Origin of the sequence: Paenibacillus farraposensis (assembly GCF_020736845.1) — a bacterium.
Taxonomy (GTDB): domain Bacteria; phylum Bacillota; class Bacilli; order Paenibacillales; family Paenibacillaceae; genus Paenibacillus; species Paenibacillus farraposensis.
This window is the reverse complement of the sequence record NZ_JAFFQR010000095.1, coordinates 70,312-85,700: the sequence shown is the minus strand read 5'-3', so window position 1 is coordinate 85,700 and position 15,389 is coordinate 70,312. Positions and strand designations below refer to the sequence as shown.

At 42.1% G+C, this 15,389-nt stretch carries 24 protein-coding genes; 23 read left to right on the top strand and 1 reads right to left on the bottom strand.

Annotated elements, in window-relative coordinates; genetic code table 11:
* Positions 1-19: 19 nt before the first annotated feature.
* The gene (locus tag JO375_RS15335) at positions 20-424 is read left to right on the top strand and encodes a hypothetical protein (protein ID WP_229525278.1); all 405 of its coding nucleotides are present in this window, start codon (positions 20-22) and stop codon (positions 422-424) included.
* Positions 425-490: 66 nt separating this feature from the next.
* On the opposite strand, the gene JO375_RS15330 is transcribed toward JO375_RS15335, so the two are convergent.
* On the bottom strand, positions 491-691 hold the full coding sequence (locus tag JO375_RS15330; protein ID WP_229525277.1) for a hypothetical protein: 201 nt from the start codon (positions 689-691) through the stop codon (positions 491-493).
* A gap of 167 nt (positions 692-858) precedes the next feature.
* Between JO375_RS15330 and JO375_RS15325 the strand changes: the two genes are divergently transcribed.
* The 22 genes from JO375_RS15325 (at position 859) to JO375_RS15210 (ending at position 15,349) form a co-directional block, all read left to right on the top strand.
* On the top strand, positions 859-1,119 hold the full coding sequence (locus tag JO375_RS15325; RefSeq protein WP_229525276.1) for a hypothetical protein: 261 nt from the start codon (positions 859-861) through the stop codon (positions 1,117-1,119).
* On the top strand, positions 1,097-1,465 hold the full coding sequence (locus tag JO375_RS15320) for a hypothetical protein (protein ID WP_229525275.1): 369 nt from the start codon (positions 1,097-1,099) through the stop codon (positions 1,463-1,465). Before JO375_RS15325 ends, JO375_RS15320 begins: the two co-directional genes overlap by 23 nt.
* A complete protein-coding gene (locus JO375_RS15315; RefSeq protein ID WP_229525274.1) occupies positions 1,466-1,669 on the top strand; it encodes a hypothetical protein in 204 nt (67 codons plus the stop codon). It begins immediately after the preceding gene.
* On the top strand, positions 1,666-1,860 hold the full coding sequence (locus tag JO375_RS15310) for a hypothetical protein (RefSeq protein ID WP_229525273.1): 195 nt from the start codon (positions 1,666-1,668) through the stop codon (positions 1,858-1,860). The genes JO375_RS15315 and JO375_RS15310 overlap by 4 nt, the downstream gene beginning before the upstream one ends.
* Positions 1,857-2,165 (top strand): hypothetical protein, encoded by a 309-nt coding sequence (locus JO375_RS15305; protein ID WP_229525272.1) that lies wholly within the window; start codon positions 1,857-1,859, stop codon positions 2,163-2,165. Before JO375_RS15310 ends, JO375_RS15305 begins: the two co-directional genes overlap by 4 nt.
* A 124-nt stretch (positions 2,166-2,289) precedes the next feature.
* Complete coding sequence (locus JO375_RS15300) at positions 2,290-2,928, top strand: hypothetical protein (protein WP_229525271.1); 639 nt, start codon at positions 2,290-2,292, stop codon at positions 2,926-2,928.
* A 315-nt stretch (positions 2,929-3,243) separates the two neighbouring features.
* Positions 3,244-3,723, top strand: a complete 480-nt coding sequence (locus tag JO375_RS15295) for a DUF2975 domain-containing protein (protein ID WP_229525270.1) — start codon at positions 3,244-3,246, stop codon at positions 3,721-3,723.
* A gap of 10 nt (positions 3,724-3,733) precedes the next feature.
* Complete coding sequence (locus JO375_RS15290; protein WP_025716897.1) at positions 3,734-3,952, top strand: helix-turn-helix domain-containing protein; 219 nt, start codon at positions 3,734-3,736, stop codon at positions 3,950-3,952.
* 359 nt (positions 3,953-4,311) lie between these two features.
* Positions 4,312-4,566, top strand: coding sequence for a hypothetical protein (locus JO375_RS15285; RefSeq protein WP_229525269.1), 255 nt, complete (start codon positions 4,312-4,314; stop codon positions 4,564-4,566).
* A gap of 262 nt (positions 4,567-4,828) precedes the next feature.
* Positions 4,829-5,068, top strand: a complete 240-nt coding sequence (locus JO375_RS15280) for a hypothetical protein (protein ID WP_229525268.1) — start codon at positions 4,829-4,831, stop codon at positions 5,066-5,068.
* Between the two features lie 73 nt (positions 5,069-5,141).
* Positions 5,142-6,431: a terminase small subunit gene (locus JO375_RS24815; RefSeq protein WP_322098742.1), complete on the top strand. Its 1,290-nt coding sequence runs from the start codon at positions 5,142-5,144 to the stop codon at positions 6,429-6,431.
* A complete protein-coding gene (locus tag JO375_RS15260) occupies positions 6,367-7,791 on the top strand; it encodes a DEAD/DEAH box helicase family protein (RefSeq protein ID WP_229525378.1) in 1,425 nt (474 codons plus the stop codon). The genes JO375_RS24815 and JO375_RS15260 overlap by 65 nt, the downstream gene beginning before the upstream one ends.
* Before the next feature lie 67 nt (positions 7,792-7,858).
* Complete coding sequence (locus JO375_RS15255; protein ID WP_229525267.1) at positions 7,859-8,791, top strand: nucleotide-binding protein; 933 nt, start codon at positions 7,859-7,861, stop codon at positions 8,789-8,791.
* Between the two features lie 127 nt (positions 8,792-8,918).
* Complete coding sequence (locus tag JO375_RS15250; RefSeq protein ID WP_229525266.1) at positions 8,919-10,274, top strand: phage portal protein; 1,356 nt, start codon at positions 8,919-8,921, stop codon at positions 10,272-10,274.
* Positions 10,275-10,427: 153 nt separating this feature from the next.
* Positions 10,428-11,483: a 3-oxoacyl-ACP reductase gene (locus tag JO375_RS15245; RefSeq protein WP_229525265.1), complete on the top strand. Its 1,056-nt coding sequence runs from the start codon at positions 10,428-10,430 to the stop codon at positions 11,481-11,483.
* Between the two features lie 3 nt (positions 11,484-11,486).
* Positions 11,487-12,488 carry a hypothetical protein gene (locus tag JO375_RS15240; protein WP_229525264.1) on the top strand — a complete coding sequence of 334 codons (1,002 nt, stop codon included), beginning with the start codon at positions 11,487-11,489 and terminating at the stop codon, positions 12,486-12,488.
* Between the two features lie 66 nt (positions 12,489-12,554).
* Positions 12,555-12,953, top strand: a complete 399-nt coding sequence (locus JO375_RS15235) for a hypothetical protein (RefSeq protein WP_229525263.1) — start codon at positions 12,555-12,557, stop codon at positions 12,951-12,953.
* Positions 12,950-13,516: a hypothetical protein gene (locus JO375_RS15230; RefSeq protein ID WP_229525262.1), complete on the top strand. Its 567-nt coding sequence runs from the start codon at positions 12,950-12,952 to the stop codon at positions 13,514-13,516. The genes JO375_RS15235 and JO375_RS15230 overlap by 4 nt, the downstream gene beginning before the upstream one ends.
* 10 nt (positions 13,517-13,526) lie before the next feature.
* Positions 13,527-14,102, top strand: coding sequence for a hypothetical protein (locus tag JO375_RS15225; RefSeq protein WP_229525261.1), 576 nt, complete (start codon positions 13,527-13,529; stop codon positions 14,100-14,102).
* Positions 14,099-14,677: a hypothetical protein gene (locus tag JO375_RS15220; RefSeq protein ID WP_229525260.1), complete on the top strand. Its 579-nt coding sequence runs from the start codon at positions 14,099-14,101 to the stop codon at positions 14,675-14,677. Before JO375_RS15225 ends, JO375_RS15220 begins: the two co-directional genes overlap by 4 nt.
* Positions 14,674-15,108 (top strand): hypothetical protein, encoded by a 435-nt coding sequence (locus tag JO375_RS15215; RefSeq protein WP_229525259.1) that lies wholly within the window; start codon positions 14,674-14,676, stop codon positions 15,106-15,108. The genes JO375_RS15220 and JO375_RS15215 overlap by 4 nt, the downstream gene beginning before the upstream one ends.
* A gap of 10 nt (positions 15,109-15,118) precedes the next feature.
* Positions 15,119-15,349, top strand: coding sequence for a hypothetical protein (locus JO375_RS15210; RefSeq protein WP_229525258.1), 231 nt, complete (start codon positions 15,119-15,121; stop codon positions 15,347-15,349).
* The last annotated feature ends 40 nt before the right edge of the window (positions 15,350-15,389 follow it).

The window sequence follows — 15,389 nt, the reverse complement described above, 5'->3', positions numbered from 1 at the left end:
TTTGAAGGAGAGATATCACATGATTAGACCATCAAGCATTGATCCAGACAAAACATTTATCGGCAAGAGCGGACTTATGAGACGGGTTAACAAATTCAGAGTATGCGGCGTTGATGGGTCTGGGCCGATCGGAGACGTATTCTACACACCCATCGACCGGAGCGGTAAGGAAGGCAAGGAAAAGTCATGCTATTCCGGTGATTTCGCAAGATGGGCCGTGAGTGAAGTGAATGCTCAGGAACCGTTAAAGCCTGGTGATCAGGTTGTAATGCACACCTGCTATGAAGCCCGTAAGGAAAAGTACAAGGACAAGGTCTGGACCGTAAAATCTGAGCCTTGGGACTTGTGTGGTTCAGAAGTGATAAACCTGGAAGGCTACAGCGGCGGATTTGCTACGGAATATTTGAAGAGGGTTGAGGCATAACAGCCTTTACCCCCCCATACTCTAAATTCCTTCAGAGTTATAAACTACTTGCAACTACCAATTCAATTATAACTGGGAGAGGTATTCTATACCTTCCGTAATTACAAAAAATCCCAAAACTATAAATGTAAAGTAAGCAAAAAAAGTTAGAGCTTTTAGTGTCGTTTTTGGGATTCTTTTTTTTGCTTCTGGATCACGAGTGATTATAAAAGCTCTGAATGCAGCATAAAGCGGAATACACATAAGAAGTCCTGTTAAAAAGTTCATGTTTTAACTCCTAATTTTTTGAATTTAATTTTATCAGATTTAATAGAGGTGAACAACATGTTAAATGAAGCGGTAGCTGAATTGTGTTGAAATAGAACGTATAAAGAACACCCTCTTGGAGTGTAACCACCAATACAATACGCTACAGGCGTGGAAGGATGATAGATATGAAAAAGGTATTACTGACTGTTATGGAGACATTGAAATATGAACGTGAAATCGTAGTAGAAATTCCTGACGAAATGACAGATGAGCAGCTAGAAAAAGCTTTGAATAAGGCAGAACAGAATTTTGGAGGAGTGAGCGATTTCCTCTATGACCTAAAACCGTACGGAATTACCAACTCCAGCGGGTTCGACGAAAGCACAGATTCGCCAGCAGACATGGAAGCTGAATGCACTGATTATGAGCGCATTGACGAGGATTAAACCAATACAGGGAAGGATGATAGATATGTTGGATATGACAAACCAGCAGCTTAACGTAGCTTTAGCGGAGCTTACAGGCTTTCCTGCGGATAAATTAACACCAAACTACTGCAATGACCCTGCCGCCTCTCTGGAGGTACAGGCAAAGGCTATAGAGGTAGATGCAGAGGGGTATGTAAACAAACTAACTACTATTGTGGACGCATGTATTTTCTGGAGTAGCGATTGTTGTATGGACCCCATAGGTGTCACATGGTTGATGACAGCAACGCCAAGAGAGAGGGCAGAAGCTGCTTATATGACATTATCCAGTCAGGACCTACACCCACTAAGGGAGGATATATAGATGGCAAAGACAGTGATAGTCCATAGATTCTATGCAGGAGATAAATGTGTGTTGATGTCTGAATGGTACGAGCCATTGTCTGTAGATCAGCTCAAGGAAAGAGCTCAGCAGGCCGCTGAATGGGGATATGGTGATCCAGATATCGTTACAGACTCTACAGGTCGTCTTGTAAGGCTTAAAGAGGCTGGGGAGGAACAACAATGACAGATAAACCTATTTTCGAAAAGGGAGAACAAGTCCAGCATAAGACACGAAAACTTCATGATGCCAGCTTTGTAGGCTGGTCAAAATCAGGTAAACGAATAGGCGTAAACCATAATTTTGTATGGCCTTACGGAGTAGGATACAAGACAGATTATTTTGATCCTAAGAATATTGTGAGGGATTCGATATGACAGATAAACCAGAGGAACGTGTTAATTTAGCGATGACGCGAGAGGGTTTCGAAGGACTTATGAATCAAATTACTAACTTCCATCATTTCTACGGACCGAAGCCAATCTACGATTCACCTGAAGCACGCAGTCGCTGCAAATACATCAAATATGTCCGTCCTAATTGGGATATGCGAGATGGTAGATGCTTTTCAATCCGTTTTGATCCGTGCGGAAAAGAATTTCATAGTGGATACGGTGAAACAGTACCGCTTTACGATCAAATTGTGGAATGGTTGAACAGTTCAAGGGAGAACACCCCATGATAAGAGCCTATACCTCTATATTAGCAGCAGTACTGTTATATGTGGGTGTAGTCAGTATAGATAGGTATATGTTGATTTAGCAGATTATGCCGGATACATTTAGTTTTGCAAGGAGTGAACAAATATGGATAACGAACAGTCTGTAATTATACGAAGCAAAGAAGATGATTCTACCGATACTCAGAAGATAATCCAGGTAAATTTTTTCGATGATCTTGAACAAGATGATATTCGAAAAACAAAATGGTTGCTGGGCAAATACGCTGATCTAGTCGATGTGATAAAAAATTATGAATATTCTCTCCAACAGATTGAAAATGGAATGTCGGCCTATGATATACTCGCGGCTGAAGGATCGGTTGCTAAACGGGTAACTGGGCAAGAATTAACGGCAGATGTGACAGCTAATACGGTTATCCTCAAGGATCAGCGTCATGTAAACTATAAATTTTATAAATTCATCACAAATAACGTTAAATTTGCAGTAAACAATATGCGCGACAAGCATGAAGGATTGATTGCCAAACTGTTGTTTCTAGATGGCATGAAATATCTCAAAGCTCAACAGTACATGAAAAACGGTTATCGCCGTGATATTCCGAGTATTTCAGAAACTACTTTTGCGGACAAGCGGCGCAGAGCCATTGCCAATATAGCAAACAGTCTGAAAATAAACCGCACTTTGGATCTTGTGGTTATAGACTACGGGAGAGGTCGTAACCGGGAAGGTGAAATTGGACTCAGGATGCCAGAAGTAAATTAGACCGTAAGGGCTTAAGCCTTTGCGGTCTTTATTGTAGGTATCAGAAGAAAATAAAGTTCTAGACTGAAAAATAAAGTAATAGTCTTGACGATGCTTCATTAAGCTAACAGGCAGTTTTGTTGAACAAGTTTTAAATTTAACATTTTAAAGTAAGAGCATTTCTTTGTAATGAGAAATGCTTATTATTTTTTTGCTTAAAATAAAAAGGATATTCAATTAACAATAAAAATACAATAAAAAACGATGTTAATTTATTGTAAAACAATAAATTATGTGTTAAAGTCGTTTTACAATTAAATTAGCGAGGTGCTCTTAATGAAACGGAGAACAACACTCTTGAAGGTAGCTGTTATTCTTATTGGAATCCCAATTCTTGCTTTGTGCATATTTTTAGTGCCTAAGATCGGGAATTTTGCTGGAGAATTGTATCCAGATATCGCTTATATGAAATCTCTCGTTTTAATCGATATGTACGCGGCAGCGATACCTTTTTACTTTGCTCTGTATCAAGCTTTTAAACTTTTAAGCTATATTGATAAGAACAAAGCGTTCTCGGAATTATCCGTAAAGGCTTTAAAGAATATAAAATACTGTGCCATCACAATCAGTACCTTGTACCTGCTAGGTATGCCACTCTACTATCTCATGGCGAGGAGAGTTGACCCTCCAGTTATCACAGTCACCGGATTGGTCATTATTTTCGCTTCTATGGTGATCGCCGTTTTTGCTGCTGTTCTCCAAAGACTTTTACAGGAAGCTATAAATATAAAATCAGAAAATGATTTAACGATCTGAGGTGAATAACATGGCGATTATCATCAATATTGATGTGATGTTAGCAAAACGAAAAATGAGCGTAACGGAGCTTGCGGAGAGGGTTGGAATTACTATGGCGAATCTTTCCATTCTGAAAAATGGGAAAGCAAAAGCGGTTCGTTTTTCAACATTAGAAGCGATATGTAAGAATTTGGATTGTCAGCCAGGTGATATTTTAGAGTACAAAAGCGACGAAGACACTCAATAAAAACAGACAACAAATTTATTGAACTAACGGAGACGTTAGTTCAACATCGAAGGGGCAGCCGCGCGGCTGCCCTTCACTCAGCTAACGGGAAACGTTAGTTTAATGGAACAGCGACAGTCTAGGACTTTATTTCCTCGTCCTTGGTAGTCGCTGTTCCAATTTCTAAGGCCAGTCTAAAACTTATTTTATGGAGTCTAGGGGTATGACAATTCGAAAGGTCGCATGGAATAAAGACACTCAGCCTAATACTTTGGTTTCTGCTGACAGTAGGAACTATGTAAATCCGTAGTAGGTACGGAGTAGAAAGGATTTACACTTTATTCAGGAACAAATTAAATCCATTCTAGGAGGCAATAAACATGGCACATAGTTACGCTTACTTGGACAAGGAAAAAATTCTCCATCTACATCCATTGGAAGATGAAGCAGTTAAGCATGGCAAGTATGTGGGTACAAATTTGGATTACGACGAAAGTGGTTTTCCGGTTATCGGCGGCGAAGGTGTAGTTTACTATGTAGACAAAGACACAGCTTATGTAAACGGCAATGAACATGATGGCAAACAAATTGCTGTACCAAGCGGCCTTAAAGCACTAGCTGGTCAACTTCTGTAATTGTTCCAAAACTAAAACTAAATTTGAGACAAGGACTCAGAGGGTAATATAAACCCGAAGCAAGAAGGATGTCCATTGAAGGCCTATTCCAGGTATGGCGGATTTGCGGTAACCGCATGTTATAAATTACCGATCACTACAATAGGAGCAGCGTAAAATCGCTGCTCTTTTTAATTTTGAATGAAAGGCTGTAATGTTATATAAAATTCTGCATCCTTAATGTCGATACAATCGTATGGAACAATATAGGAGATGAATTTGAGTGAAGAAGAAGATAAGGGATGTACTAATTTTCTATGTAGTTGTACCATTATTTTTAACAGGGTTTATATGGTTCCCCCTTGGTATGAATTATTTGCATTGGACAGAAATGAAAAATGAATATCATATTCAAGAGGGTTACTGGGAATTCTTCGGACGAAATTGGTATAAAAAGTCTTTGACGATATCTTGGGACTATCGAAGAGAATATGAAGAAAGACAAAAGAAAGCTGCAGAATAGCGGCTTTTTTATTTTGTTCAGGAAACTTTTCCTTAGCTTTAGATACATTATCAAAAGGGGTGAATAATAAGATATGGGACGAAAGAGAGATCCGAAACGGGATGAAGCATTCGATTTATACAAAGCCAGTTCCGGCAACATACGTCTCACAGATATAGCCTCTCAACTTAGTGTATCTGAAGGTACGGTAAGAGGATGGAAGGCAAAAGATAAGTGGGAGAATTTAATTGCTGGAGAAGCGGAACATATGGGACGTTCCAATGAAAATGGAGCGCCTTATAATAAAGAAGCTCTAAATGAAGATGAAGAACCAACATCATATTCGGATGAGCTTTTTCTAAAAGCTGTCCAAATTGTAGCCGAGGCCAAACAAGCCTCGGTTTCTTTGTTACAGCGGAGAATGAGAATAGGATATAGCAGAGCAGCTCGATTAATTGATGAAATGGAGCGGCGCAAACTCATCGGTACATATCAAGGTGATAAGCCAAGAGAGGTATATGCTACCCCGCTTACAGTTGATGCGCTCTCTAAAGAGCTAAAGGTCGCTACTCCAGAAATACGGAACGTTCCGAAAAAAACACTGGAACGCTCTGATAATATGGAACGTTCCAAAAAAGTTCAGAGCGCTCCAGTAGTTGTTGAAGAACCTGAGCCGGAGATTCCTGATGAAGATGGATTAACGCCTAAGCAGAGGATTTTCACGTATGAGTATCTTCGAGACTTCAATGCAACGAGGTCAGCCATTGCGGCGGGATACAGTAAGAAAACTGCTTATCAGATTGGTTTCGCTCTGTTGAAGAAAGTTGAAATTCAAAACATCATTCGGCAGCATAAAGAATCTATGATCGACGAGGTGGGTTTGAATGCTCAGCGAGTTCTAATGGAATATATGAAGATTGCGTTTGCAGACATTACGGACTATGTGGAATTCGGTCAAAAGGAAGAGGATGTTCTTGGCTTAGAAGGAGACCCCGTGTTTGATCCTGACACTGGAGAAACAAAGAAGTACAGATACAATTATGTCGCTTTTAAAAACAGTGATGAAATTGATGGAACGCTAGTTTCAGAAGTCAAGCAGGGTAAGGACGGAGTGAGTGTAAAGCTACACGACAAAACCAAGGCCTTGGAAGTGCTTACTAAATATATGGATTTGTTGCCGGATAATCATAAACGAATGATTGAAAACGAAAAACTCAAGATGCAGCGTGAGAAACTTGAGCTTGAAAGGGCAAAGGTCACGGGTGAAGGCAATACAGAAGACGATCTAATTGATGATTGGGTAGAGGCGGTGGTAGGTGATGAAGACGAAGGACTCACCGGAGACGAAACGGAGGCTTCAAGCATTCAAGAAACGGATTCCTGAGTATCGTAAGAATCCTATATTGTTCTGTCAAGAGATGCTTAAATTCTATCCTGATGATTGGCAGGCAAGCACTCTAATGGATTTAGCTAATAATCCGCGCGTTTCAGTACGTTCAGGTCAGGGCGTAGGAAAAACTGGGCTGGAAGCAGCGACGGCCCTTTGGTTTCTGTCCTGCTTCCCTTATCCAAAAGTGATTTGTACAGCTCCTACAAGACAGCAGCTACACGATGTGTTATGGGCCGAGATAAATAAATGGCAGTCCAAAAGCCCAGTGCTGAAAAGAATCCTTAAATGGACTAAGACCAAAATCTACATGAAGAACTATGAGGAACGCTGGTTTGCTACAGCACGGACTGCTACCAAACCTGAGAATATGCAGGGTTTCCATGAGGACTATATGCTTTTCATTGTGGATGAAGCATCAGGCGTTGCCGATCCAATTATGGAGGCTATCTTAGGTACATTGTCCGGTGAGTTCAATAAAATATTGATGTGCGGCAACCCGACAAAAACGTCGGGTGTTTTTTATGATTCACACAATAAAGACAGAGAGGATTATAAAACACGTAAAGTATCCTGCTTGGACAGTCCGAGAACCAGCAAGGATAATATCGCTATGCTCAAAAGAAAATACGGAGAAGGTAGCGATGTATGGCGGGTACGGGTTGAAGGGGAATTTCCGCGTGGCGAATCAGATACCTTTATTTCCTTGGAGGCTGCTGAATTTGCGAAGGATGAGGTTCGGATTGAACATTCCGGTACTAAGCTTTATGTAGGCGTTGATGTGGCGCGGTTTGGTGATGATGAAACAACCATGTATGCACGTATGGGCGGCAAGGTGATAAAGACTCATTTCCACCACAAACAGGATACTATGACAACCACAGGCTGGGTATTGCGCCTGGTTGACGATGTAAAGGCCGGACGATCAGAAGTGGATGAAGTTGAGATTCGTATAGATGATAGTGGAATAGGTGGAGCTGTAACAGATAGATTGAATGAGATTAATGAGGAAAAAAGTCTAGGCTACACCATCATTCCAGTTAACAATGGATCAGCAGCGGAAGACGACCATTATGGGAATCTAGGTGCTGAACAGTGGGGATATGTCAAAGAAATGCTTGAGGCTAACATGAGTAATTATGTTCTTGGCAAACCGGGAGATTTACAGTTGCCAGATGATGAGAAACTTATAACGCAGCTCACTTCCCGAAAATGGCGGATGGGTAGTAATGGCAAGATATTCTTGGAGCGTAAAGAGGATATGAAAAAACGAGGCCTTCAATCTCCAGACAGAGCAGATGGTTTTATTTTGGCGTTTGCAAATGTTCAAACTGAATCCGGTTTTGCGTTTGGTTGAAATTTATGGAAGAGAACAAATGATAGTTATATAATTAACAACATAAATATATTATTTGGAGGACTTCATGAAACCGAAGCTATTTATTGGATCTTCAGTAGAGTCAAGAGCAATTGCTTACGCTGTACAGGAAAATTTAGATTATGATGCAGAATGCACCGTTTGGACCCAAGGCGTATTCGATTTGTCTGTTACGGCATTGAGCAGCTTAATTAAACAGGCTTCTATTAGTGATTTTGCTATATTTATTTTCAGTTCTGATGATATAACTCAAATGAGAAATAAAGCTAACCCTACAGTTAGAGACAATGTCATTTTTGAGACAGGACTTTTTATTGGGAAGATTGGAGTTGAACGTGTTTATTTTGTATCGCCTTCTGAAAATCAAGACCTCCGCCTTCCCACTGATCTACTAGGAATTTCTCCCGGCCGATTTGATAGTGCACGAGATGATCTTACGGCAGCGCTTGGTTCATTTTGTAACCAGGTTCGAAGAAAAATTGGGGAACTTGGAGCTATTAATCCATATAATGAAACTACAGAATCCAAAGAAGTGAAATATGATTTTGAATATACCGAGGCTTATAAGAATTTGGACATAAGTCTTATTAAATCAATTAAGGAAACGCTTCCTATTAACGGTTCTATTAACTTCATCAGGACTCATAGTTTTGAAGGTTCTTATCGAAGGGATTTACTTGATGATTTGAGGAATTTCCATCAAGATGGAGATAATGCAACAATGGAGTTTGTAAATCCAGAGCTTGAAGGATTAAGGAAACAGTTATACCAAGACGTAAATAAATTTTTATTTCTTTTGGCTAAAAACACTTGGGTAAATAAAATGAATTCTGATTATTCTAGTGTGCCGAGTGATTGGGAGGAGGAACAGCCCGAACGTTTTAATCAAGTGATCAGTGAAATCCATGATACTGCGGAAAGCATTTGTTCAACTTATGACCTTTTAATTAGAAGGTCGAGATTACTTCTTGCGGTATAGGCATAAATCCGTAGTAACACCGTAATAGCTCAATGATATTATTTAGACATAGAAATATGAACGAATACTGGAGGCAGGAAAAATTTCCTGACCTCCTTTTTTGTTGCGTCAGAAGGGAGGTACAGATTTGGGTGTAAGACAGTGGCTAATTAACTGGCTAGCAGCAGGAAGGCCGAAGAACGAACCTGATCGACAGACCGAAAGCTATCCGTTTCCTTTCGGTATTATGATGAGTAAGGGAAGTAACCAGCCAGCGCCGAAGAGAACACCGACCAACTTACGAACGTTATCGGAATCCCCGATTCCACGTAGAGCAATTAACGTCATCAAGAACGGAATCACAAAGTTGAACTGGTCCGTAGCTGCTATTGACGAAAATGATACTGAGAAGTACCGAGAGATATGTAAGATTATCGAACGGTCATTACTAAAGCCGAATCCCGGTGACTCATTCCGATCATGGATTGAGCAAATAGTCGAAGACATGCTTGTATGTAGCGCGGGTTCATCGGAAGTATTAAAAGCTGGTGACCCTCTCAGGCCATTTAGGATGTACCCTGTAGATTCTTTCTCTGTTGACTTGTATCCCGATTGGGATGGAAAAGAGAATTCTTATCGCTATGCACAACGAGTCCACGGGCAATATGTTCATTTAAAGTCCTCCGACCTAATGTATATAAGAATGAATCCGAGAACTAACACACCATTCGGCCTTTCACCGCTAGAAACGGTTTGGGAATCAGTTGAAAGCTTTATATCAGCGCACCGATCAGCTGGGAAACAAGCTTCGAATACTGTGATCAGGAAGCTGATTAACCTTGGTAAAAATGCTGATAGTAAGGCTGTAGCTGCTTTCCGTGCGTATTGGGAAAATGAAGTGCTAGGCCGTGGTCTTAACCCTATCATAGGTGGCGAGAATCCAAGTGTACTGGATTTGGGGGCTACGGATGATAAGGCGTTATTTCTTGAATGGCAACGGTTCTTAATTGAGATTGTTGCTATTGCTTTTGACATATCTCCTAAGAAACTGGGGCAGACAAAAGATGTGAACCGAAGCACCGCAGACAGTGAAGACGATGACACGAATGAATCTATCCAGTCTATTGCTGAAAACATTGTGGAGCATATCAACAATCACATTATTGACGGGATCTTCAAGATGGGTGGGGTAATTGAGTTTAAGTTCCATTATGCTACTTCATTGAAGGACCAGAAATTAAAAGCCGATATTGATGCGATTTACCTTGACCGAAGAACTGTGACACCAGATGAAGTACGTGATGGTCTGGCGCGTAAAGCATTGCCTAATAAACATGGCGAAGTATTATTACAACCAGGTAATACCGCAGCTATTGATTTGAATAAAACTCAGGAAGAAATACAAGGAGAGAAAGACAAGCTGTTAAGCAATCTTCCTGAAGATGATCCGCCAAACAATAAAGACAAAACAGAAAAGGATGAATCTGACACCGCTGAAGAGTAGGTGTTTTTATTTTGCTCTGAGAGGCGGTGAGGATGTGTTTACAAGGTTTGTTTGCGGTGTTGTTAGACTGACATATCCCAGGTCATTGCCAACACCAAGAAACCGAGCAGAGCGCAGACAACAGAAATATCACGGAGGGAGGTGAGAATCTAAATGCTTAAAACGTTGAAAATGAGCAACCAGCGGATGCGCGTTCAGGACTTCAAGTTATCCGAAGAAGGAGGCCATCCAAACAAGGCTCCTTTCAAATGTGCTCTTTTCGCAGTTGACCAACCAAGTGATGGCTCACCACATGGTGCAGGTGGGAAACGTATTCGTATTTCATCAAGTGTTTGCGACCAATATCTTCAAACCTTCGTGGGTATGGCCTTGAATATTGACTATGCCAACGGTATGGCGGACCATGACCCGCGCTTTAAAGTCGCTGTAATTGACAAGGCTTACCGTTCGCTTGATGGCTATGCATGGATTGATGGATACATTTACGCAAAGGATTTTCCTGATGTGGTTGCGACTATTCGTTACTACAATGGGCTGGCGGCAGAGTATAACTGGAGCGAATACCAATTCGGAGCATCATTGGAGATGGAAGCCGCAGTACAGGATGCAACGGATTTAGAAAATGTATTAGATGTGATTGAGTTTTGTGGTACAGGAGCAGCTATTCTGTTAGCTGATGCCGCTGCCTATAAAACAACGAGTTTTGCTGCTCGTAATACGAAACATAACAAGGAGGATGTCGATATGACACCGGAACAAATAAAAGCGATGGAAGACTCCATGAAGGCGTTGCAAGATGGTATGTCCGCTATAACTGCGAGTGTACAAAGCGTGGTCACAGAGATGGGAGCAATTAAAACAGATATCACCACCATGAAAGCTGCAAGTGAAGAAGCCGAACAGAAGACTGCTGAAGAACAAACTGCTGCTGACCTAAAGGCAGCTCAAGATAAAGTGGACGCTTTAGAAAAGGAATTGAAAGAGTTAAAAGCAGCGGGTGCGCCTCCAGCAGAGCCAGAACGCAAAACATTCAGCGCGTCCGCATTATTGTCCAAGTATGGCAGTAATGCCAATCTTGCAGCTGGGGCGGAAGCGAATGATTACAAAACCTTCTGCGCTTCCGTCGATGCTCTTAATCTTCCAACTTCCGAATCTTTCAAACTTAAAATGCAGGCTAAAGCACAATTTGCCGAAAAGGAGAGTGTGTAATACATGAATAACCGTGTTGGAGTAGCGCAATTTGTTTCAGTTGCAGCGGCAGCTCAATTTCAGGGACCGGGCGCAATTATCACAGACGATTTCCAAAAGGAAATTACGGACGTATTGCGCCGCACCTCCATTTTGGATGGGCGTTTGAATTATGTTCCAGCTACAGGCGATATTTCTACTTATTACGAACAAAACACTGTGAATGGCGGCGCGTTCGTTGACCCTCGTAACCCTTCAGCGACAGCAACCGGAAATCAACGTACGCCACATGGTGTGAAGATCAAAGCTCTAACGAACCAAGTTAACTTTGGACATTATGATGTAACGCTGGGCCAGCAACAAAACAACTTTCCTGAATTGAAAGCCAAGGATCTAAACGACATGCTGAATGCCATTGGACTTACGCATGGTAAAGCACTTTGGAGAGGTAATGACACAGGTTTGGCTGTTCCAACGACTTTACAATATGTAGGGCTTGCAAGTCAGATTACAAACACTTTCACAGTTGGGGCAACTGCATCAATCGTGTCTGCTATCCGGGCGAAGGTAGCTGCGATGGTAGCGAGTGAACTGTACGAACTTATGCCAACAGCCATTTACATTCACCCAATTGCACACCACTACTTGGAAGAAGAAGAACGGAATGCCGCAAACAATGAAACGCAAATCAGCAACCTCAAGAAAACGACCGTTGCTGGCTTGGAAGTATTGGCTATTATGACGGCTGCAGGTCTGCTGCCGATCATTCCTGAGCCATTCATTCCTTCAGCGGTTAATGCAAAAACGGCAACAAACACTGACTATGGTATTGCCATCGTGACAGAGCCGATGATTGAGTATCACTATGTTGGTGAGAAAGGTATCTACCTCTTTCAGTTGGGTACAACGTCGAACCTCCAAGAACAGTACGTTGGTATCAAATACGGTGCTCCAGTAGCAAAAGGTCCAAGCTATGCACATGCTTACGGCACAATTGAACGTCCGACGATCACGGCGGTATCCTAATAAATTTTAAAGTCAGGGGACGGTTAATGTGACCGTCTCTTTTCATTTTGAGAGGAGATGATTCAGTTGGCAAAATCGAATCTGGATAAGCTTAAAGATGCTATTGCTGATAGTACTTCATTGTTGAATCAAGCTGAGATTGGAGAAAGCGGAGGGCAATATCCTCAACAATCGGCAGATGCATTCAAAGAAGCTGTTGCAGCGGCAGAGGTGTTGGTTGGCACTGAAGGCGCTGAGCCGAGCCGGTTCGACGCTCAAACAACAATGCTTAATGATGCGCGTAGCTCCTTTCTATCCACAAAGATTCCTGCAATTCGCAAGGTAACGCTTCGCGGCGCACCAAGCCAGCGCAAGGGCGCTCACACTATACATTTTAAAGATAGTATTGTGAGTTTTGCTGATGGAGAAGCCCAATTGCCCGATGAAGTCGCGGACGAACTAGCTAAAGCTGGATATGTAGAATGAGTCAGTATCTTGAATTAACGGATACTGATTTTGTCCCTATAGGAATTAAACTAACTATGCCGCTGATAACACGAGCATCTGCCATAATCGACGGAAGGTGTAGGCGTGAGATTGGAATCAAAACTTACACTGAACGAATACCTCTTACGGATCAGCAGCGAGGCCATTTGTCCTATTATCCTGTTGTAGAAGTAAAGGAAGTAAAGGGGAGGCCGAAGCAGGGATTGTTGGGCAATTTCTTTGGTCCGCCAGGATTCGAAACAATCACTGACACCAGCACCATTGATATCGACAAGGATATTGGCACTGTCTGGTGTGGCTCCTCTCCTTTTGGTTCAGCTTATGCAGAATTGGAAGTAACGTATACCAGCGGTTGGGAGACGATACCTGATAAGGTCAAGGTGGCATGCGGCCTAATCATCGGACAACTTGTTGCTAATCCAAATTCAAATGTGAAATCCAAAAAGGACTTTGATTACAGCATTGAATACTTTGGCAACAGCATGATTACGCCAGAGATAGCCGATCTTCTGTCTGAGTTTGAACATAGGTCATTTAGGTAGGTGATGCAAGTTGTTCTATGAGTTCTCACACCGCCATACGCCGTGTGTGGTGGACGGAAATGAAGATGTAGTGATTCTATCAAGGGAAACCAAAGCGACGACTGTAATGGGCAAAGAATACGTCTATAACGGTGTATTCTCGCCCGAATCACTCATTAATCGTGGTTCTTTGGTGCAGACAGAGGACACGTTCCTGGTTCTTAGCTTAAGAAGAACAGTAGATCAGGACAACTACTGTTCTTTGGTTAAAACAAATGCGGTGGTAGAGGTGCAAAGATACCAGCAAGCTTATGATGCAAACGATAATCCGGTGGGCGATGCTGAATTTACATCGGTCGCTGCTGATGTTGTTTGCTTTGCACAGTATGTTACAGCACAATTAAGACAACAGGAACCGGGTTTGCTGCCGAGTACAGCATTCATCTTGCAGTTACAGACGACAGTTGATATAAAAGATCCTCAAGACTCAAGTTTGTCTGCGCCTGACCGGATTGTAATGGGCGGGAAGACATATCAGGTAGATGTGGTGGATAGGATCAAGTCTCCTAATCTGCTGCATGTCCAGCTTTCAGAGGATCGACGATGATTATAGGTTATGATGCAGCTCGGGCTGCTAAAGATTTGGAAAATAAGCTGGCTGTTGAAATTACCGGATTAACGAAGTTGGTCATGCTGACAGCCAAGAGCGGCATACGGTACTATCCGGCAGTTCGGGACCACTTGGAAATGCATATGTTTGTGCTTGCTAATCAGATGATTTCAGGCGACATTACAGCGGATTTCTGGCAAGCATGGCTTGAGCAATTCGGTAAAGGCTCCAAGATGGCAGATAGCAGCCAAAACCCCGGTCTTATAACTTACATGAACAGCAAAGCATGGAACCGCCTGAGGTCCAAAGGTGATCGTATTATTGTAGGTCGTTCCCGTGGTAAGTATCGAGCAATAGACGGAACTAAGAGGGAATCTGGCGGTGGGTATGCTGGAGTAGACTTGGAGGAGCTTGCGGAGCGAGGCGATATTGATGCGTCATTCAAAGCTACACCGCCGACTTACTTTTTGCGTATTGCAATCCAGTCAAACCGAAAACGCATTTTGGATGGTATTAGCCGTGTAATAACTGAGTTTCCGTATCACAGATACTTCAAGGAGGTGCGGGAGTGAGCCTACAACTTATTGATGCTATTTATAACAATTTGAAGGCAGATACTGAGCTTATGGCAATGTTGAAGCTCACTCCTTCTTCACAAACTGAAGAGGTTACGAAGCGACTCACAAGAGGGTTAGAACCGGAGATAACTATAAGTAGGGATACAATACCTCACATTTGTATGTACGTTATGCCAGGTCGATTCGCTACTAATCCTTTGGTGTTCGAGGGGAAATTTTGCCTTGACTTCTATGGAAAAACAGCGCATGAAGCGCGGTTGCTGTTTGAACGTTCTTTCAAGCTTTTACACGATAGGAGACTTATTATCCAGGGTTTCGCTTCATATCTATGCGTGCTGGCTTATGATTCTGATTTCGCAACTGGCATACAGGGAGCCAAGGGTTACAAGGCAATTTTCGATGTAGATTATATACGAATGAATTGAGGTGAGGAAGATGGCAGAAGAAGTAGCTCAACAGACGGTACAGTCAGAGCAAACACCGCAAGCGCCGGTTAATATCAATAAACCTTTGTCGGAACTGGAGCAACTGATTACTGAGAAGATCAACCTTGGTAAAAAGCTGGGTATCATGGGGGATTTGGAGCCGATTCAGGGTTACAGTGACACCGGCGAATATCGGCGCATCGTTGAAATTGATAAACGTTTATGGGAACTGGTCAAATAATCTGATCAGTTCTTTTTTATTGGATTAAAGGGAGGAATAA